Genomic DNA, 16,196 nt, shown 5'->3' with positions numbered 1-16,196 from the left:
CGATGGCGATAACCGGCCGTGACGGCATCCGTTCTGCACGCCGTGTGGTCGTCAAGGTCGGTTCGTCGTCGATCAGCGGCAAGAATGCGGGGCAGATCGCGCACCTCGTCGACGCCCTCGCCGAAGCCCATGGCCGCGGCACGGAGATTATTCTCGTGTCGAGCGGGGCCATCGCGATCGGGATGCCGTTCCTCGAGTTGACCTCACGGCCGACGGACCTCGCGACGCAGCAGGCAGCCGCCGCCGTCGGGCAGAACGTTCTCATCTACCGCTACCAGGACAGCCTCGACAGGTACGACATCGTCGCGGGCCAGGTGCTCCTGACCGCGAGCGACCTCGAGATCCCGTCGCACCGCAGCAACGCACAGCGGGCGATGGAACGACTGCTTGCCCTGCGCATCCTTCCGATCGTCAACGAGAACGACACCGTCGCGACCCACGAGATCCGATTCGGCGACAACGACCGGCTCGCCGCCCTCGTGTCGATCCTCGTCGAGGCGGATGCGCTCGTGCTGCTCAGCGACGTCGAAGCGCTCTACACACGTCCGCCATCCGAGCCCGGAGCCGAGATGATTTCGACCGTCGCGGCGGGGGACCCGCTGGCCGGTGTCACCTTCGGAGACATTGGCGCTGCCGGCGTTGGTACCGGGGGAGCGGCAACCAAGGCGTCAGCCGCCCGGCTTGCCGCTGAAGCGGGAGCCGGCGTGCTCGTCACGTCGACGAGCCGGGTGCAGGAAGCACTGAGCGGCGCCGACATCGGAACCTGGTTCGAGCCGACGCCGAGACGCTGACGGCCCTGGCACAGTCCACGACCGGCTAAAATCGGGGTATGACCACAATCATCCCGACCGTTGCCGTGCCCGCGAACGACGCCGTCTCGGGCGACAACGTGACCTCCCGGCTGGAACGCGCGCGGGTGGCATCCCGTGCCCTCGCCACCGCGAACGGGGATGTGAAGAACGTCGCCCTCGAGGCGCTGGCCGTCGGTGTGGTTTCCGCCTCGGAGCGCGTGCTCGCCGCGAACGCCACAGACCTTGAGAACGGCCGCACAGCCGGGCTCGCGACCGGGCTGCTCGACCGACTCCGGCTGGACGAGACCAGGATCGCCGGCCTCGCCTCCGCCGTGCGCGAGATCGCCGCGCTGACCGACCCGATCGGCCAGACCCTGCGCGGATCGAAGTTGCCGAACGGCGTCAAGATCGACCAGGTCCGGGTCCCGTTCGGCGTCGTCGGCGCGATCTACGAGGCACGCCCCAACGTCACGATCGACATCGCCGCCCTCGCGCTCAAGAGCGGCAACGCCGTCGCCCTGCGCGGAGGAACAGCGGCCGAGAATACCAACCGGGTCCTGATCGCCGTGATCCGGGATGCCCTCACCTCGGTCGGGCTCCCCGCCGACGCCGTGCAGACGGTCGACGACTTCGGCCGTGCCGGGGCGACGGAGCTGATGCAGGCGCGCGGCCTTGTCGACGTGCTCGTGCCGCGGGGGAGTGCGTCACTCATCCAGGCCGTCGTCACCGAATCGCGGGTGCCGGTGATCGAGACAGGTGCGGGCGTCGTCCACATCTACCTCGACGAGACCGCACGCGCCGACTGGGCGACCGAGATCGTGCACAACGCCAAGGTGCAGCGACCCAGTGTGTGCAACGCGGTCGAGACGGTGCTCGTGCACCGAGCTGCCGCGGAACGGCTGCTGCCGTCCGTGCTGTCGCGACTGGTGGCATCCGGTGTGACCATCCACGCCGATGAGGCCGTCGCGGGGTTGTTCCCCGACGTCGTCGCTGCGACCGAGGAGGACTGGTCGACCGAGTACATGAGCCTCGACGTCGCTGTGCGCGTCGTCGACGGCCTCGATGACGCGCTCGATCACATCCGCCGTTATTCCACCGGTCACACCGAATCGATTGTCACCGAGGACGTGGCCGCCTCCGAGCGGTTCCTCGCCGAGGTGGACTCTGCCGTCGTGAAGGTGAACGCGTCCACGCGGTTCACCGATGGTGGTGAGTTCGGGTTCGGCGCCGAGGTAGGCATCTCGACCCAGAAGCTTCACGCGCGGGGCCCGATGGGGGTTACAGAACTTACCAGTACGAAGTGGATCGTGCGAGGTACCGGGCAGGTGCGGGGTTAGTCGGTAGACTGGTTCAGGCGCTACCGCGCGCAGAGTATCGAATGGAGTAAAGATGTCGTTTGCGACAACCCTGCTGGCCGAGGCAGTTCACCACACCGAATTGCCGATGCCCAGCTTTATGTATGGAGTCGTCGCGCTCATCCTCTTCCTCTTCCTCGGTGTCGCAACGTTCAGCTACCGTGATGTGGCCAACCGTCACGCGGGTCGCGCCGGTGCCCGTGCGCGCACCGGCTCAGGCCAGGAGACCGGCCACTAGCCGCGGATGGCAGACCTGCCGCGCGCGCCACGCGTTGGAGTCATGGGCGGCACTTTCGACCCCATCCACCACGGCCACCTTGTGGCAGCGAGTGAAGTCGCGCAATCCTTCGATCTCGACGAGGTCATCTTCGTGCCCACCGGGCAGCCTTGGCACAAAGAAGTCGTCACTCCGGCGGAACACCGTTACCTGATGACCGTCATCGCGACCGCATCCAACCCGCGCTTCATGGTGAGCCGAGTCGATGTCGACCGCAAAGGCACGACCTACACGATCGACACGCTCCGTGATATCGCGAAAGAGCGACCGGACGCCGAACTGTTCTTCATCTCCGGGGCTGACGCGATTGCTCAGATCCTGAGCTGGAAAGACGTCGACGAGCTCTGGTCGCTTGCGCACTTCGTCGCTGTGAGTCGACCGGGACACGCGCTCAACATTTCGGGATTGCCGCAGCAGGACGTAAGCTTGTTGGAAGTTCCGGCTTTGGCGATTTCGTCAACTGACTGTCGGAGCCGGGTGAGCCGGGGATTCCCGGTCTGGTATTTGGTTCCCGACGGTGTCGTTCAGTACATCACCAAACACCACTTGTATCGGAGTAATGCATGACCCCGCTGCCCGACGAGCAACCGCTCTCTCGTCGCCAGCTGCGTGAGCAGCAGCGAACGACCGAGTCCAGTGATTCCATCCCGACGCCTTCGCGCCGGGTCTCGACTTCGTCCCCGGTTACCGGGGGAGACGCGGTTGAGGTCGAAGCAGCGCCCGAACCGCCCGCGCTGTCGACCGATCAGGTCGCTGTGCTCGAAGAAGCCCAGGCGCAGGGACGCCCCCTTACCCGTCGGCAGGTGCGTGATCTTGAGCGGGTCCGGACGTCATCGATGTCGACCATTCCCGCCACTGATACAGAACCGCAGGAGCCGAAGACGGATGCCGCCCCTCAAGCGGATGCGACAGCATCCGTCGACGCGGCACCGACGGTAACGCCGGACACGTCCAGCGCCGCCGAGGAAGCGCCGCTCACTGCCAAGCAGTCGAAGGCCGAGAAGAAAAACGCCAAACGGAACGCCGCACAGGCCAACCGGGCGCCATCGTTCGTGCCGTCCGCTGCGGTCCCCGCGGCCGATGTCATTGACGCCGAGATCGTGCCCGCGGGAACCGAGGACGAGCCGGCCCCGGCGGCAGACCTCGCCGAGAGCCTCCCGGAGTTGCCGCAGGAATCCGCTTTCGGACCGGCGGTTACGGCGCAGACGACCGACGAGGGTGCGGACTCGGAACCGAAGCTCTCCAGCAGCTTTGGAGCATCCGTTCTCTCCGACGACGACTCGAACGCAGCGGCGCTTGCCCAGCCGTTCGACCAGATCATCGCACGCGGCCTGGAAGAGGCGAGCAACGGTGTGAGCACGAGCTCGATCGTTCTTCCGTCGATGCCGAACGGCCAGCCGCTGACCGGACCTCTCTCCGCCAACGGCAACGTCGTGATCACGGGATCAATCGACCTTCCCTCGGGAATCGGTTCGTCCGGAGGAAACTCCGATCACTTCGACAAGTCAGACATCGACGCGATGTTCGATGCCGAGGACGACGCGCGCCCCGCGACAGCAGGAACTCCGGTGTCTGCGAGCAAGGCCGTCTCCACCCACACGGCGACCCGCGACGTCATCAACCCGCCGGCGCCCGCCCGCAGCAACAGGCTGCTCCTTATTCTGGCCATCACCGCCGGCGTTCTCGCCGTGGCTGTGTTGTCGGTCATCGTCGTCGGTATCGCGACCGGCGCTTTCCAGTCGCGATAACTCCCCGAAAGGTAAACCAGCAGTGACAGCACGAGAATCCACCATCGCGCACCTCGAGATCGCCGCAGCAGCGGCGAACGACAAGGGTGCCGAAGATCTGGTCGCACTCGACGTCTCCGGGCCGCTCCCGTTCGTCGACATCTTCTTCATCGCCACTGGCCGCAGCGAGCGTAACGTCGTCGCCGTCGCCAGTGAGATCGAAGACAAGCTCAACGAATCCGGTGTCAAGACACTTCGCCGTGAGGGCCGCTCGGAAGGGCGCTGGATCCTCCTCGACTTCGGCGACCTCGTCGTGCACGTCTTCCACGAAGAAGAGCGGCTGTACTACTCGCTCGAGCGCCTCTGGAAGGACTGCCCGGTCGTTCCGATCTCTGTCGCCACACCGGCGCAAGCGGAGTAGATTCGCGGGGCGGCGCTCGATTTCGACGAGCGCCGATTCTGTAGTAATCTAAACAGGTTGCTCCGAGAAATCAGAGCAACCGAATGGGTCTGTGGCGCAGCTGGTAGCGCACCTGCATGGCATGCAGGGGGTCAGGGGTTCGAATCCCCTCAGATCCACCAAAACCCCTGATGAACTGAAAGTTCTCAGGGGTTCTTTCGTCTATTGGGCCGGTACTTGTCGTTCTGCCATCCAGCGGCCGAACCGCCCTAACGCTCGGAGTGCCGGAGATATGCGTTGCGGTGCTCAATCAGGCGCCGCATGTACCCGGCAAGCACGAGTCTCTCAGCTGCCCGGCCGAGGATCCCGAGAGGCGCGGCGAACGAAATCCGGTCGATCATCAGAGTGCCGGCTCCGTGCGGTCGGAACTGGTGCTCGTGCCGGAAGTAGCGAAATGGTCCGCGAGTTTGTTCGTCTGTGAAGCTGTGCGGCGGGTCCATCGCTGTGATCCGACTTGTCATGCGAAGTGGCAGTCCGAAGTGCCATGCACTCCAGGTGACTTCTTCGTTGAGTCCTATGAGTCCATTTCTCACGCCACCGATGGCGACCTCGCGAGATTTCGACATGGACTCCGTGTGAGCTGCGACGTCGCGCGAAAGATCGAAAAGGCGTTCCACCGACAGCACCGACTCCGTGGTGCATTCGAACGAGACGACCATAGGGCTCAACCTACCAGCGCGTCGATGACCGACAACCAGTGGTCGCTCTGTGCGCAGATCTCCAAGTTGTACTCGACTCGGTATCGTCACGTAATGACGATTCACGTGCGCGCCGTATCTGCCGACGACTGGCAGATGTGGCGGAAGATGAGGCTGGCGGCGCTGACCGACGCGCCCGAAGCATTCGGCTCGCGCCTGCAGGAGTGGGCGGATGCACCGGTTGATCGTTGGCGTGACCGCCTGTCGATCCCGGGTGCGATCGATTTGCTGGCTGACGATCCCGACAGAAACGCTCCGGTCGGCATGGCCTCCGCGACCCCGGATGAAGACATTCGCAACCGCGCCGAACTCATCTCCATGTGGGTCGATCCCGCCGTTCGAGGTCGTGGAGTCGCCGCTGCACTCATCGCCGCGATCGTGGACTGGGCGGGAAACAACAGTGTGACGACGCTGACCCTGTCGGTGATGTCGGACAACGTCGCAGCCCGGCGAACCTACGAGAAGAACGGCTTCGTTGTGTCCGTCGAACCCGGTCATCTGCTGCCGGGTTCCGATGGTGAGCTAGTCATGCTCCGCGAACTCAGCACCGAACGACCCCCTATCGACGAGTACTGGACCTGAAGACGTCACCGCTACGAGTAGCGGGCCCTTAGTGCTCATTGCCAGCGTCCACGGGCGCGACGCCGGATCTCTGCTCTGGCCAGATCGCACGGAGAATTCGGATGGTGTCGTCCAAGTTGGTGGCTTCGCGCGTACTGGCTTCCGTGAGCTTACGGGCGGCGTCCAAGACCGCTCGTGGCGTTGTGGTCGCGGTTCTGCTTATACGGGTGCCGCCTCCCGTGCGGGTGGTGAGGTAGCCCTCGGCTTCGAGAGCCTTGTATGCCTTTGCGACCGTGCCGGGTGCCAGGTCCAGGTCTTTCGCGAGCTGGCGAACGGAGGGAAGGCGGTCATCGGCTGCGAGTTGGCCGGAGGCGATCAGTCCGCGGATTTGATCACGGATCTGCTCCGTGGGTGGAGTGGAGCCCGACAGGGTGATGATCATGATCGCACTGTGGCCGGAACACGCTGCTGTGACGGCAAGGCGGACAGGGCGACGGCCGCCCAGGACGCGAATGCGAGCGCAGCGGCCAGGCTGGATGCACCGATGAACACCGGTTCGAGCGCGGCGAATGTCGTCCAGAAAGAGACGTTTCCCGCCGAGGTGTGGAAGCTCGAGCGTATCGATGCGGTTCCGGCGAGCGAGCCGAAGACGAGCCCAAGGTGCATGAGAAGCGCACCTGTTCCGACCGCGAGAACATTGCAGGTGCGGATGGACCGGATTCGAACGTCTCGTTCGTGGTCGAGATCCAATGCGGGTCGGGCGATGAGGAACAGATCAATGGCCGCGATAAGGATCATGATCCCGATCAGGATGAGACACGGGACCGAGTAATGCCACCCATAGATGCTGGTACCCATGCCCCGCTCCCCGCCAAGGTCGACGAAGTACATCGAGTACTGGCCGGTGACGGAATCCGGCTGCGACATAGCACCGGCGATGAGGGTGATGGCGAGGACGATCGCGAGAACCACGGCAGGACTTATAAGCCACCGTCTCTGAGAGAAGCTCAGCGGCGTTCGCGGTGTGAGCGCAGCCGCTCCCGACCCCCTGCGTGCTCGCACGGGAAATGCGAGAAGCACCATGCCCAGGATCCCGAGAAGCAATGGGACTGTGAACCGATAGTCGCGGTACCAGTCCCAGAACTCTCCAGGCAGGTCCAGCAGCAACGGTAGTGGACCAGCTATCAACCGCACGATCACTCCGCCAACCACGAGGAGGAGCCCGGCGGTGAGAGCGACAGCACCGACGTTGCCTCTTGGCGATGCATTCCTGCGCCCTCTGAGCCACCAGACAGTGGCGAGAACGATGCCTGCCAACACAGGACCCGAGACCCACAAGACTAACCAGTCCATTGCGACACCCTCCATCTATGTAACAACCGAATGATACACCGATGTATCACTCGGTTGTTACATCAAGACCAAGGATTTCCGAGGGAGAACTCACACCACAGTTGTGATCGTCGTTGCGACCCACAACCTTGCCATGGGTGTGATCGCCGGAGTGATCAGAGCGATGGTCAAGTTCACCCGCAGAGTCGCCCACTTCGCCACCGTTGAACGTGGCATCCGACTCGACGAGGCCGTCCCCACGGCCTACCAGACGGTCATCGGTGAGCTGTTCTTCGCGTCGAGCAATGACCTCACCACCCAGTTCGAATACGCTGACGACCCGAAGCGGGTCGTGATCGACAGAACCGGCTCGCACAGCTGGGATGCCTCGACCGTCGCAGCTCTGGACGCGATCACGACAAAGTACGACCGCCATGGAAAACGCGTCGTGATCATCGGAATGAACGACGCCTGCAGAGCGATGCACGCCCGGCTCGCAGGAAACCTCGGTGGCGCGCACTGACCTGCCTCTTGGCTCGCACCTGGCTGGGAAAAGATGGGTTGCCTTACAGCTGTTCGGCCCCGAAACGCAACTGCACACAGTGAATTCGGCTTGCCACTCGGGCCCCAAAAAAGAGGTGCCTCGCCAACCGATAAGCATGCGTAGTATTGGCCGGTGCGAAGAATGTCGCAGTCCTCGACCAGGCCCTTGTGGCAACGCTTGCTACACCCACACCCTGCCCAGACCGTCCTCCTTGGCTTTGCCGGCGCTATCGCCGTCGGCACCGGATTACTCATGCTCCCGATCGCGAAGGTCGGAGTTGGCGGGGCCTCCTTCCTGGAGGCACTGTTTACGTCGACGTCCTCGGTGTGCGTGACTGGGCTGATCGTGGTCGACACGCCCGTGTACTGGACAGCGTTCGGGCACATCGTGATCCTCGCTTTGATCCAGATCGGCGGGTTCGGGATCATGACCTTTGCATCGGTGATCGGTCTGGCGGTTATCCGAAAAATGTCACTCCGCTCGCGGATCACGGCGGCGGCGGAGGTGAAGAGTCTCGGCTTGGACGATGTGAAAGGTCTCATCCTTGGTGTCGTTCGGATCTCGCTCATGGTGGAGGGCGTCGTTGCCCTTGCCCTCACTGCCCGATTCCTGTTCGGGTACGGCGAACCTCTTGGCCGCGCCGTGTGGCTCGGTGTCTTCCACTCGGTCTCGTCGTTCAACAACGCAGGGTTCGCGCTGTTCAGTGACAGTCTGATGGCCTACGCGACCGACCCTTTCATCTGTCTCCCGATCGCTGCCGCCATCATTTTGGGTGGTCTGGGCTTTCCGGTCATCATGCAGTTGCGGAAACATTTCCGGACACCGTTGAAATGGTCGATGAACACCCGGATCGTCTTGTGGGGAACAGTCGTTTTGCTCGTCGCTGGCACCATTTACATCACGGTTCTCGAGTGGAACAACCCGAAAACATTGGGCTCAATGCATTGGACGGGGAAGATCCTGGCCGGATTCTTCCAGTCCGTGCAGACACGCACTGCCGGGTTCAACAGCGTGGATACCAGCGCCATGTATCCGGAATCATGGCTCGGAATGGACATGTTGATGTTCATCGGAGGGGGACCCGCTGGCACAGCGGGCGGGATTAAGATCACCACGTTCGCCGTACTGTATTTCATTCTTCTCACCGAGATTCGGGGACAAGGCGCGGTCAATGTGTTCGGGAAGCGTCTTTCACGAGCCGTTCACCGGCAAGCGATCACGGTAGTCCTCCTCGCTGTCGCCGTTGTCATGGCCGCGACGGTCGCCTTGATGCTGCTCACCGATATTCCCCTCGACAAACTCCAGTTCGAAGCGATCTCAGCCTTCGCCACGGTCGGGCTCTCGACCGGGATCACCGGCGAACTGCCACCGCTCGGCCAGATCATCCTGATTCTTTTGATGTTCATCGGTCGCCTCGGCCCCATAACTTTTGCCTCCGCCCTCGCTCTGAACGAGCGACAAGTAGTGTACGAACTGCCGAAAGAAAGGCCCATCATTGGCTAATTTCCGCCTGTTTCACGGCGCAGACCCCACACGAATCGCCGAGGCCGACTCCGTCGCGGTCATCGGGCTCGGCCGTTTCGGGAGCGCCCTCGCCCTAGAACTCATGGCCAAAGGCACGGAGGTGTTGGGCATCGACGCCGACGAGGACACGGTTCAGGGTTTGAACGGCATGCTCACTCACGTAGTGAGGGCTGACACGACAAAGGAAGAGTCGCTGCGGCAACTCGCGGTTCCCGAGTTCGACTGTGTTGTCGTCGCTATCGGCAGCGACATTGAAGCCAGCATCCTGACAACATCGCTCCTGCTGCGATTCAACGTGCCGCAGATCTGGGCGAAGGCGGTCAGCGATCCACACGGCGCCATCCTCGAGCAACTCGGCGTCGAACATGTGATCTACCCCGAAAAGGACATGGGCCGTCGGGTGGCGCACCTGGTACGCGGCGCGATGCAGGACTACATCGATATCGGCGATAACTTTGCGCTGGTGAAAACCAAACCTCCTTCTCTTGTCGTCGGGAGGGCGCTCCGCGACACCAGTATCCGCGCCCGTTACGGCGTCACCATCAGCGCCTATAAGCGCGGCGACCGTCCATGGACCTACACGACAATGGATACAGTGCTCGCCGCTGACGACACGGTCCTCGTTGCCGGGCAAACGGAGCAGGCGGAAGCGTTCAGCCAACTTCGCTGAGCAACTATCAGCGGGAAAATGCTGTTTGTCACAATCCGCGACCTCCCCTCGCTCGCTCCTTGATCGCGGTGATGACGTCGGTCTTGGCGTCGGCGTAGTCATTCATGTCGTCCCAGGCTCTGCTGAGCAAAGTTTTCTTGGCGTTTTCGTAGAGCGCACGATCTCCCGCGTCGGAACGTAGATGATCGCGAAGGAGGAGATACCCCGCCACGGCAGGATCGCCCCTCTCATAGAGGTGCACGTGCACATCGCGTTCCGGCGTGCGCACGAGACGATGTCCGGGCTCCCGAACGCGTAGCTCGTACCCTGCCGTCAGCAGCGCATCGAGGTAGTCCTCTTCAGCGGTGATGTCGTCTACCGTGACCACAATGTCGATGATGGGCTTCGATGCCAGTCCCGGAACAGAGGTGGAACCCAGCCCGGTGACTAGGTGGCCGTTCGTGGTGGCCTTCTCTACTCGGCGGCAGAAGTACGGTGCGGCGCATGAGTTCCTTCGTCAAAGCGCCTGCGCAGCTCGTTTCCCCACTACAGTGACGACATCGCGAGCGCGTCTTGCCAACCAGGCCTGAACGCTGAAGAGGAAGAGTGGTAATGGCCATGAAAGCAATCGGCGGGGTCCTCATCGGTTTCGTTTGGTTCGTTGTGCTCTCCTACAGCGAGGGGGCACGTAACGCTCCACTGCGGACGGGCGAGCTCATCGCCGTCCTGCTACCGCTCCTCCCTTCAATGATGGTCAGCACCGCCGTCATTTGGATCATCGTCCGACAAAAGACGACGTGTGGATACGCCGTAGCAGTTGGGCTAGCCCTTTCCGTGCTTACGGGCGTCGCCTTGAAGGTGGCGGCCACGTCCCTATCGAATCCGAGCCTTGCTCTGCCTGACCCGTTCAGCCAAGGGAGCAGCGCAATATCTGTCTGGCTCGCGATGATTGCGTCCTTCGCGCTGGCTCGTCTATCGCTCGGTCGAACCCACGACCAGGCGGTGGGCACTGACATCGGAGCGGAGCACAAGCCAGCGGACGAACCTGCTCGATGAAGCTGAGGCCAACTTGGGCACCCACGATCCAGTCCGTGGACCTTCAGCGGGCTGCGAGTTTGATCAGCGGGTATAACAAAGAGGGAAGAAGTGCTTACGGGATGAGTAATCAACGATGAAATCGTACGACTGGGCAAAAGCCTCGCCGTTTGTCCTGTTCGCCGTCTCAATCCTTGTCGTGACGTTGATGCGGGGCCTCCAAAATCCCGAGTATTTTCTCGACTCGATTGTGAGAGTGGGAGTTCCGACGCTCATCGTGATTGTCGCCGCTATATGGGGTGTAGGCAGATATAGACGTGCGAAGGCCCAGCAGATCTGGGAGGTCATGGAGAAATATCGACCGGATGACGCGAGGTATCTTGTAGCTGTCTATCCACGTACGTTGAAGGATTTCGCGTATTTGGGATGGCGACCGAAGCCGCAGGTTCCGGGGGTAATTCCGATCGTCGGTGTTGCGTTTGGTGCGAACATTACCTTTTGGGCTGCGGAGCAAGAATCGCACGCGCTCAGTCTCGAGTTTGGGCATATCGAAAACATCGAGCCTTCACGGGTGGAGGACGGGGGCGTTCGCAACTTCCCAGCGCTTCGGTTCCTTCTAGTTGATTCGCGATCGCCTGGAGAGCGGGGGCGGCGGCGAAGCGAGCTTCTCCTCAGCCTTCAGGAGATCGATCAGATGACGGTCAGCGAAGTCGACCAAGCACAACTCGCCCGCGACTTGACGACCAAGCTCTCTCCGACTTGATCGGGAGGGTTGACCCCCTAAGCACTCCACGACCGGTCTCTGAGGTGCCGTATGGCCGCCGGATTGAACCAATGGATTGGGCTCCCGCTCCCGCTACCACAACCAGCATGGGGAGTTCTAACAGCCGTGCACTCAGCCTGGAACCCATGTCTTGAAGCCGCGTCAGCATGCGGAACGCTCACTGGGATAGCGACCTCAAGCGGATCTGCCGGCGGTCAACTCTCCGGATCAGTTGAGCGACTGACATAGGTGATCATGCAATCGCGAGGGTTCCCGCGAGCAGCATGGTCCTCAGTGACCGTGCGTGGGATGCTTCAGCGTAGGTCGTCCGCGACGTTGATGAGCACCTTTCCGGTGACTCCGTCTTCAACGGCATCGTGGGCGGATGCCGTGTCCTCGAGTGAGAACCACGTCAGCGGCAGCCCGGCTTCCGCGCCCACGGGAAGTGCACCCGCCTCGAGCGCGGCAGTGATGTCTTCCGCGGCGACGGCGAGTGCCTCCCGCCCGACCGTGTAGAGCAGCAGTCCCTGCCAGCGAACGTTCTTCGCAAAGCTGGCCATGATCGGAGCGGTGAACTCGTCGCCGTTGTTGTTCGCGTAGTACGCGATGCTCCCGTGGTTGGCGAGCACCTCTACATCGAGCGCAGCGTTCTGAGCGGGGGCAACTTCGACAATGTGGTCGACGCCGCCGGGAGCGACGGCATACACCTTGGCCGAGAGCTCGCCATCCGGGTACTGAAAAACGTGATGCGCGCCCGCTGCGCGGGCGAGTGCTGCCTTATCCTCGTTACTGACCGTGGCAATCACGGTCGCACCCGCCCATACCGCCAGTTGGATCGCGGCGTGCCCGACGGCACCTGCTCCGCCCTGCACCAGCACCACACGATCGTCGAGTGTGCCGGGTGCGAGACGCGCCGGACCGAACTCGTGGACCGTAAGGGCACGGTGGGCAGTCATCGCGGGAACGCCCAGGCTGGCGGCGACGTCGAACCCGATGCTTTGGGGCAGACGGACGACGCGGCTTGCCGGTACGACCGTGTACTCCTGCGCTGTCCCCGTCGGACGCTGGTGGGCGGCGAGGAAGAGCCATACGCGGTCGCCGATCCTCAGATCTTCGACGTCAGAGCCGACGGCATCGACTATGCCGGCGCCATCCTGGTTGGGGACAACCTCTCCGAACTCGACGGGCTTGCCCGCGCGGGACTTCCAATCCGTCGGGTTGACGCCCGACACGGCGACACGGACTCGTACCTCATCGGGGCCGGGCGCGGCGGGCTCGCGGTCGGTAAGTTCGAGGACAGACGAGGGCCCGGACCGGGAGTAGATAATGGCTCGCATGATGTGTGGAAGGTGGGAGCGGCGGCGAATATTCCCCTAACGCTTCCGCAGACAACAACGACTCAAGACAGTGCGTTCGATGCATTCCTTTTGGCAGGACGCACGAGCCCCAGACGTGGGCAGTAACCGGATCGTTCGTGCCTGCACGGAATAATGGCACCATGCCATTCGCCGAGCTCACCGATACCGATCGCTGCCCCTGTCTCAGCGGTGAGAACTATGGGCTCTGTTGCGGCGGGCTCCACCGCGGTGACGCTCAGGCACCCACCGCTGAGCGGCTCATGCGGTCGCGGTACTCGGCGTTCGTGACCGGCGACACGCGCTACCTCCTTGCGTCGTGGCATCCGCGAATCCGCCCCACGACGCTCGATCTGGACCCCGACCTGCGGTGGTATCGCCTCGACATTCTGGCCACGACCGGGGGAGGCCCGCTCGACACCGAGGGCATCGTCGAGTTCCGCGCCTTCTACCGATCTCCGGGAGGGCGCGGCGACCAGCACGAGGTCAGCACGTTCGAGCGTGATGGCCGCGCCTGGAGATACGTCGACGCGCTCTGACAGCGTCAGCGCTGGGGAACGACGGTCAGCACCCGCGTGATGAAGGTCAGGAGATCTCCCATCCAGTCCCGCAGGAACGTCTCGGTTCCCTCGTTGGTGATCTTTCCGTCCTCGGCGATGAGCCCCGGCGTGATCTGAATGTAGGCCTCCGGCGCGTTCATCTGGGGCGAGTTACAGAAGCTGAGAACGCTGCGGAGATGCTGCTGGGCAACCGCGGTACCGATCGCCCCAACCGAGCCGCCGATGACGGCAGACGGCTTGCCAGTGAAGGCGTTCTCACCGTACGGCCGGCTCGCCCAGTCGATCGCGTTCTTCAGCGCACCTGGAATGGACCGGTTGTACTCGGGCGTGACGAAGAGAACGGCGTCGACATCAGCGATCGCCTGCTTGAACGACCGCGCCACCTCCGGATAGTCATCGTCATAGTCATAGCTGTACAGCGGCAGGTCCCGGATGGGGATCTCCCTCATTTCGAGTTCGGCAGGAGCGAGCCTGATGAGCGCTCCGGCGAGCTGCCGGTTGATCGACGCCGTCGCGAGACTGCCGACGAAGTACCCAACCGAGTACGGCGGTTCGTGTTCGTGGATGGTGGGCATGGGAGTCCTTCCTTTCGGGTCACGCACCGGAAGGCCTCGAGCGGACACCCCGTCGTGACGCTCCCACGCTACGACTCACCGCGCGCAGTGTCCACGACACGAGCGGATGCTACCGGTCACGCGGGCGGCGCCTCTCCCGACTCCGCCGCATCCGTTTTGCGTCGCCGCCGCGCTTTGCGGCGGATGTCAGCGAGGAGACGTGGCCGGGGGATTCGCACTTCGGTGGGAAGGGTCCAACCGTACCGCCGGGCGAGTAACGACAGCAGGGCGCCGCTGCCCATGGCGACGGCGGATCCGAGCGTCGGCATGCCGAGCTTGCTGAGCACGACCATCTCGACGCTCGACACCAGCGCGCTTGTCGCATAGAGCGTGTTCCCGCCGAAGATGCGGGGGATGCGCAGCAGCATCACATCGCGGACGGCGCCACCACCGACGGCGGTCACGATTCCCATCGCGACCGCTGTCAGCCAGCCGAGGTCCGCGTCGAGGGCCTTTTGTGCGCCGACGGCCGCCCAGGATCCGATCGCGAGGGCATCGAGCAGCACAAGCGATCGCTGGGACCATCGACCACGGAACGGCACGAAGAACGCGATGACGGCACCGGTGATCGCGAGCGCGAGGTACGCCGGGTCGGTGAGGGCGACCGGAGGACCCTGCTGCAGCAGCGTGTCACGGATGAGACCACCACCGAGCCCGCTGAGCACGGCGAGAATGACGAAACCGACGATATCGAGCCGCGCAGAACGGGCGGCGATCCCACCGAGGATGGCATTCGCGAGCACGCCAGCCAGATCCACGAAACGGAGGATCTGGTTGAAGGTGTCTACTGTCGGGTCCATTGTCGAACCCTTCGGTTCTCGGCGGGTGCGAGACTCCGGCTCTCGCGCTTCCCAGAGTAACGGAGCGCGGCATCGCGCGGGCTGCGGGATACTGGGCTGATGCGCGCAGTCCTGTACGAGTCCTTCGGGGGAGTACCCCGGATTGTCGATGTCGAAAAGCCCGCGGCCGGGCCGGACGCCGTTGTCATCCAGGTGCTGGCCACCGGCCTGTGCCGGAGTGACGTGCACGCGTGGGCAGGACACGATCCCGGGATCACCCTTCCGCACGTCCCCGGCCACGAACTCGTCGGACGAATCAGTGAACTCGGTGCCGGCGTCTCTACCCTCCGGGTCGGCCAGCGCGTCACCGTGCCGTTCGTCTGCGCGTGCGGCAACTGCCCCGAGTGCGAGAGCGGCAACGGGCAGGTGTGCCGCAACCAGACCCAGCCCGGGTTCACGCACTGGGGCTCTTTCGCCGAGTACGTCGCGATCGAGTCGGCCGAGGTGAACGTGATCCCGATCCCGGACTCTCTCGACCCCGGTGCGGCCGCAATCCTCGGATGCCGGTTCGCAACGGCGTTCCGCGGTCTCGTCGGCCAGGCGCGGGTGCAGCCGGACGAATGGGTCGTCGTTGTCGGCTGCGGAGGCGTCGGGCTGAGCGCGGTGATGATCGCCGCAGCGGTCGGGGCCAGGGTGATCGGCGTCGATATCGCGACGGACGCGCTCGAGCTGGCCACGGCATCCGGAGCAGAGGCGGTGATCGACTCGAGTGGTCTCTCGGACGACGAGCTCGTTGCGAAGGTCCGCGAACTCACCGGTGGCGGTGCCGCCGTGTCGGTCGAGGCCCTCGGCCGGGAGAGCACGACAGCGATCGCTATCCGCTCCCTGGCCCGGCGCGGCCGTCACGTGCAGATCGGACTGTATGCCGGTGACCCCCGCATCCCGATGGGCGACGTGATCGCGGGTGAACTCACCCTGCTGGGCAGCCACGGGATGGCGGCCCGCCACTATCCGGCGATGCTCGAGATCATCGCTTCAGGAAAGCTCCGCCCCGAAGATCTCATCACCCGCCGGATCAGCCTCGACGAGGTGCCTGCCGCGATGATCGATCTCGCGAATGCGAGGAACACCGCCGGCGTGACCCTCATCGTTCCCAGCTGACCTCGACCTGT

Annotated in this window: 20 protein-coding genes, 1 tRNA gene and 1 pseudogene; 15 read left to right on the top strand and 7 right to left on the bottom strand. The window is 63.5% G+C overall.

Annotated features, from left to right (window positions below):
* Positions 1 to 2: 2 nt before the first annotated feature.
* The 7 genes from proB (at position 3) to ACWA1Q_RS08195 (ending at position 4,732) form a co-directional block, all read left to right on the top strand.
* A complete protein-coding gene (proB, locus tag ACWA1Q_RS08225; RefSeq protein ID WP_463756553.1) occupies positions 3 to 791 on the top strand; it encodes a glutamate 5-kinase in 789 nt (262 codons plus the stop codon).
* Between the two features lie 38 nt (positions 792 to 829).
* Positions 830 to 2,128 (top strand): glutamate-5-semialdehyde dehydrogenase, encoded by a 1,299-nt coding sequence (locus tag ACWA1Q_RS08220; protein ID WP_463756551.1) that lies wholly within the window; start codon positions 830 to 832, stop codon positions 2,126 to 2,128.
* A gap of 52 nt (positions 2,129 to 2,180) precedes the next feature.
* Complete coding sequence (locus tag ACWA1Q_RS08215; protein ID WP_463756550.1) at positions 2,181 to 2,384, top strand: hypothetical protein; 204 nt, start codon at positions 2,181 to 2,183, stop codon at positions 2,382 to 2,384.
* A 6-nt stretch (positions 2,385 to 2,390) separates the two neighbouring features.
* Positions 2,391 to 2,990 carry a nicotinate-nucleotide adenylyltransferase gene (gene nadD / locus ACWA1Q_RS08210; RefSeq protein ID WP_463756548.1) on the top strand — a complete coding sequence of 200 codons (600 nt, stop codon included), beginning with the start codon at positions 2,391 to 2,393 and terminating at the stop codon, positions 2,988 to 2,990.
* Complete coding sequence (locus tag ACWA1Q_RS08205; protein WP_463756547.1) at positions 2,987 to 4,171, top strand: hypothetical protein; 1,185 nt, start codon at positions 2,987 to 2,989, stop codon at positions 4,169 to 4,171. Before nadD ends, ACWA1Q_RS08205 begins: the two co-directional genes overlap by 4 nt.
* Positions 4,172 to 4,193: 22 nt before the next feature.
* Positions 4,194 to 4,571: a ribosome silencing factor gene (rsfS, locus tag ACWA1Q_RS08200; RefSeq protein WP_463756546.1), complete on the top strand. Its 378-nt coding sequence runs from the start codon at positions 4,194 to 4,196 to the stop codon at positions 4,569 to 4,571.
* 85 nt (positions 4,572 to 4,656) lie between these two features.
* Positions 4,657 to 4,732, top strand: a tRNA-Ala gene (locus tag ACWA1Q_RS08195).
* A gap of 87 nt (positions 4,733 to 4,819) precedes the next feature.
* Here ACWA1Q_RS08195 and ACWA1Q_RS08190 read toward each other — a convergent pair.
* The gene (locus ACWA1Q_RS08190; protein WP_463756544.1) at positions 4,820 to 5,176 is read right to left on the bottom strand and encodes an SRPBCC family protein; all 357 of its coding nucleotides are present in this window, start codon (positions 5,174 to 5,176) and stop codon (positions 4,820 to 4,822) included.
* Positions 5,177 to 5,362: 186 nt separating this feature from the next.
* Here ACWA1Q_RS08190 and ACWA1Q_RS08185 point away from each other — a divergent pair, with 186 nt between their 5' ends.
* On the top strand, positions 5,363 to 5,890 hold the full coding sequence (locus tag ACWA1Q_RS08185; protein ID WP_463756543.1) for a GNAT family N-acetyltransferase: 528 nt from the start codon (positions 5,363 to 5,365) through the stop codon (positions 5,888 to 5,890).
* Positions 5,891 to 5,918: 28 nt separating this feature from the next.
* On the opposite strand, the gene ACWA1Q_RS08180 is transcribed toward ACWA1Q_RS08185, so the two are convergent.
* On the bottom strand, positions 5,919 to 6,311 hold the full coding sequence (locus ACWA1Q_RS08180) for a GntR family transcriptional regulator (RefSeq protein WP_463756542.1): 393 nt from the start codon (positions 6,309 to 6,311) through the stop codon (positions 5,919 to 5,921).
* Positions 6,308 to 7,222: a hypothetical protein gene (locus ACWA1Q_RS08175; protein WP_463756540.1), complete on the bottom strand. Its 915-nt coding sequence runs from the start codon at positions 7,220 to 7,222 to the stop codon at positions 6,308 to 6,310. The genes ACWA1Q_RS08180 and ACWA1Q_RS08175 overlap by 4 nt, the downstream gene beginning before the upstream one ends.
* Before the next feature lie 97 nt (positions 7,223 to 7,319).
* On the opposite strand from ACWA1Q_RS08175, the pseudogene ACWA1Q_RS08170 reads away from it, so the two are divergent.
* From ACWA1Q_RS08170 to ACWA1Q_RS08160, 3 genes and pseudogenes are all read left to right on the top strand, one after another.
* Positions 7,320 to 7,724: pseudogene (locus ACWA1Q_RS08170) on the top strand (STAS domain-containing protein); the annotation flags it as partial.
* A 162-nt stretch (positions 7,725 to 7,886) separates the two neighbouring features.
* Positions 7,887 to 9,248 carry a TrkH family potassium uptake protein gene (locus ACWA1Q_RS08165; RefSeq protein WP_463760815.1) on the top strand — a complete coding sequence of 454 codons (1,362 nt, stop codon included), beginning with the start codon at positions 7,887 to 7,889 and terminating at the stop codon, positions 9,246 to 9,248.
* A 103-nt stretch (positions 9,249 to 9,351) separates the two neighbouring features.
* Positions 9,352 to 9,939, top strand: a complete 588-nt coding sequence (locus tag ACWA1Q_RS08160; protein WP_463756539.1) for a potassium channel family protein — start codon at positions 9,352 to 9,354, stop codon at positions 9,937 to 9,939.
* A gap of 28 nt (positions 9,940 to 9,967) precedes the next feature.
* On the opposite strand, the gene ACWA1Q_RS08155 is transcribed toward ACWA1Q_RS08160, so the two are convergent.
* Positions 9,968 to 10,306 (bottom strand): GrpB family protein, encoded by a 339-nt coding sequence (locus tag ACWA1Q_RS08155; RefSeq protein WP_463756537.1) that lies wholly within the window; start codon positions 10,304 to 10,306, stop codon positions 9,968 to 9,970.
* 224 nt (positions 10,307 to 10,530) lie between these two features.
* On the opposite strand from ACWA1Q_RS08155, the gene ACWA1Q_RS08150 reads away from it, so the two are divergent.
* Both ACWA1Q_RS08150 and ACWA1Q_RS08145 read left to right on the top strand, forming a co-directional pair.
* Entirely contained in the window at positions 10,531 to 10,974 is a 444-nt protein-coding gene (locus ACWA1Q_RS08150; protein ID WP_463756536.1) for a hypothetical protein, read from the top strand.
* Between the two features lie 115 nt (positions 10,975 to 11,089).
* Complete coding sequence (locus ACWA1Q_RS08145; protein ID WP_463756535.1) at positions 11,090 to 11,716, top strand: hypothetical protein; 627 nt, start codon at positions 11,090 to 11,092, stop codon at positions 11,714 to 11,716.
* A 314-nt stretch (positions 11,717 to 12,030) separates the two neighbouring features.
* Here the strand turns inward: ACWA1Q_RS08145 and ACWA1Q_RS08140 are convergent, their stop codons facing one another.
* Entirely contained in the window at positions 12,031 to 13,053 is a 1,023-nt protein-coding gene (locus ACWA1Q_RS08140) for an NADPH:quinone reductase (RefSeq protein ID WP_463756533.1), read from the bottom strand.
* Positions 13,054 to 13,214: 161 nt separating this feature from the next.
* On the opposite strand from ACWA1Q_RS08140, the gene ACWA1Q_RS08135 reads away from it, so the two are divergent.
* The gene (locus ACWA1Q_RS08135; protein WP_463756532.1) at positions 13,215 to 13,610 is read left to right on the top strand and encodes a YchJ family protein; all 396 of its coding nucleotides are present in this window, start codon (positions 13,215 to 13,217) and stop codon (positions 13,608 to 13,610) included.
* A 5-nt stretch (positions 13,611 to 13,615) separates the two neighbouring features.
* Here the strand turns inward: ACWA1Q_RS08135 and ACWA1Q_RS08130 are convergent, their stop codons facing one another.
* Together ACWA1Q_RS08130 and ACWA1Q_RS08125 are read right to left on the bottom strand one after the other, a co-directional pair.
* A complete protein-coding gene (locus ACWA1Q_RS08130) occupies positions 13,616 to 14,206 on the bottom strand; it encodes an NADPH-dependent FMN reductase (RefSeq protein WP_463756530.1) in 591 nt (196 codons plus the stop codon).
* 116 nt (positions 14,207 to 14,322) lie between these two features.
* On the bottom strand, positions 14,323 to 15,045 hold the full coding sequence (locus ACWA1Q_RS08125; protein ID WP_463756528.1) for a trimeric intracellular cation channel family protein: 723 nt from the start codon (positions 15,043 to 15,045) through the stop codon (positions 14,323 to 14,325).
* 99 nt (positions 15,046 to 15,144) lie between these two features.
* On the opposite strand from ACWA1Q_RS08125, the gene ACWA1Q_RS08120 reads away from it, so the two are divergent.
* Complete coding sequence (locus ACWA1Q_RS08120) at positions 15,145 to 16,185, top strand: alcohol dehydrogenase catalytic domain-containing protein (RefSeq protein WP_463756527.1); 1,041 nt, start codon at positions 15,145 to 15,147, stop codon at positions 16,183 to 16,185.
* The last annotated feature ends 11 nt before the right edge of the window (positions 16,186 to 16,196 follow it).

The sequence above is a fragment of the Mycetocola sp. TRD_SC_2 genome (genome assembly GCF_055361225.1).
This window is presented reverse-complemented; position numbering and strand designations above follow the sequence as displayed.

Excerpts from the sequence above, each read along its gene's own strand:
- ACWA1Q_RS08125 (WP_463756528.1), bottom strand. The coding sequence starts at position 15,045 with ATGGACCCGACAGTAGACACCTTCAACCAGATCCTCCGTTTCGTGGAT.
- proB (WP_463756553.1), top strand. The coding sequence starts at position 3 with ATGGCGATAACCGGCCGTGACGGCATCCGTTCTGCACGCCGTGTGGTC.
- ACWA1Q_RS08190 (WP_463756544.1), bottom strand. The coding sequence starts at position 5,176 with ATGTCGAAATCTCGCGAGGTCGCCATCGGTGGCGTGAGAAATGGACTC.
- ACWA1Q_RS08130 (WP_463756530.1), bottom strand. The coding sequence starts at position 14,206 with ATGCCCACCATCCACGAACACGAACCGCCGTACTCGGTTGGGTACTTC.
- ACWA1Q_RS08140 (WP_463756533.1), bottom strand. The coding sequence starts at position 13,053 with ATGCGAGCCATTATCTACTCCCGGTCCGGGCCCTCGTCTGTCCTCGAA.
- ACWA1Q_RS08185 (WP_463756543.1), top strand. The coding sequence starts at position 5,363 with ATGACGATTCACGTGCGCGCCGTATCTGCCGACGACTGGCAGATGTGG.
- ACWA1Q_RS08205 (WP_463756547.1), top strand. The coding sequence starts at position 2,987 with ATGACCCCGCTGCCCGACGAGCAACCGCTCTCTCGTCGCCAGCTGCGT.
- ACWA1Q_RS08165 (WP_463760815.1), top strand. The coding sequence starts at position 7,887 with ATGTCGCAGTCCTCGACCAGGCCCTTGTGGCAACGCTTGCTACACCCA.
- ACWA1Q_RS08145 (WP_463756535.1), top strand. The coding sequence starts at position 11,090 with ATGAAATCGTACGACTGGGCAAAAGCCTCGCCGTTTGTCCTGTTCGCC.
- ACWA1Q_RS08220 (WP_463756551.1), top strand. The coding sequence starts at position 830 with ATGACCACAATCATCCCGACCGTTGCCGTGCCCGCGAACGACGCCGTC.
- nadD (WP_463756548.1), top strand. The coding sequence starts at position 2,391 with ATGGCAGACCTGCCGCGCGCGCCACGCGTTGGAGTCATGGGCGGCACT.
- ACWA1Q_RS08150 (WP_463756536.1), top strand. The coding sequence starts at position 10,531 with ATGGCCATGAAAGCAATCGGCGGGGTCCTCATCGGTTTCGTTTGGTTC.
- ACWA1Q_RS08135 (WP_463756532.1), top strand. The coding sequence starts at position 13,215 with ATGCCATTCGCCGAGCTCACCGATACCGATCGCTGCCCCTGTCTCAGC.
- ACWA1Q_RS08215 (WP_463756550.1), top strand. The coding sequence starts at position 2,181 with ATGTCGTTTGCGACAACCCTGCTGGCCGAGGCAGTTCACCACACCGAA.
- ACWA1Q_RS08175 (WP_463756540.1), bottom strand. The coding sequence starts at position 7,222 with ATGGACTGGTTAGTCTTGTGGGTCTCGGGTCCTGTGTTGGCAGGCATC.
- ACWA1Q_RS08180 (WP_463756542.1), bottom strand. The coding sequence starts at position 6,311 with ATGATCATCACCCTGTCGGGCTCCACTCCACCCACGGAGCAGATCCGT.
- ACWA1Q_RS08160 (WP_463756539.1), top strand. The coding sequence starts at position 9,352 with ATGGCCAAAGGCACGGAGGTGTTGGGCATCGACGCCGACGAGGACACG.
- ACWA1Q_RS08120 (WP_463756527.1), top strand. The coding sequence starts at position 15,145 with ATGCGCGCAGTCCTGTACGAGTCCTTCGGGGGAGTACCCCGGATTGTC.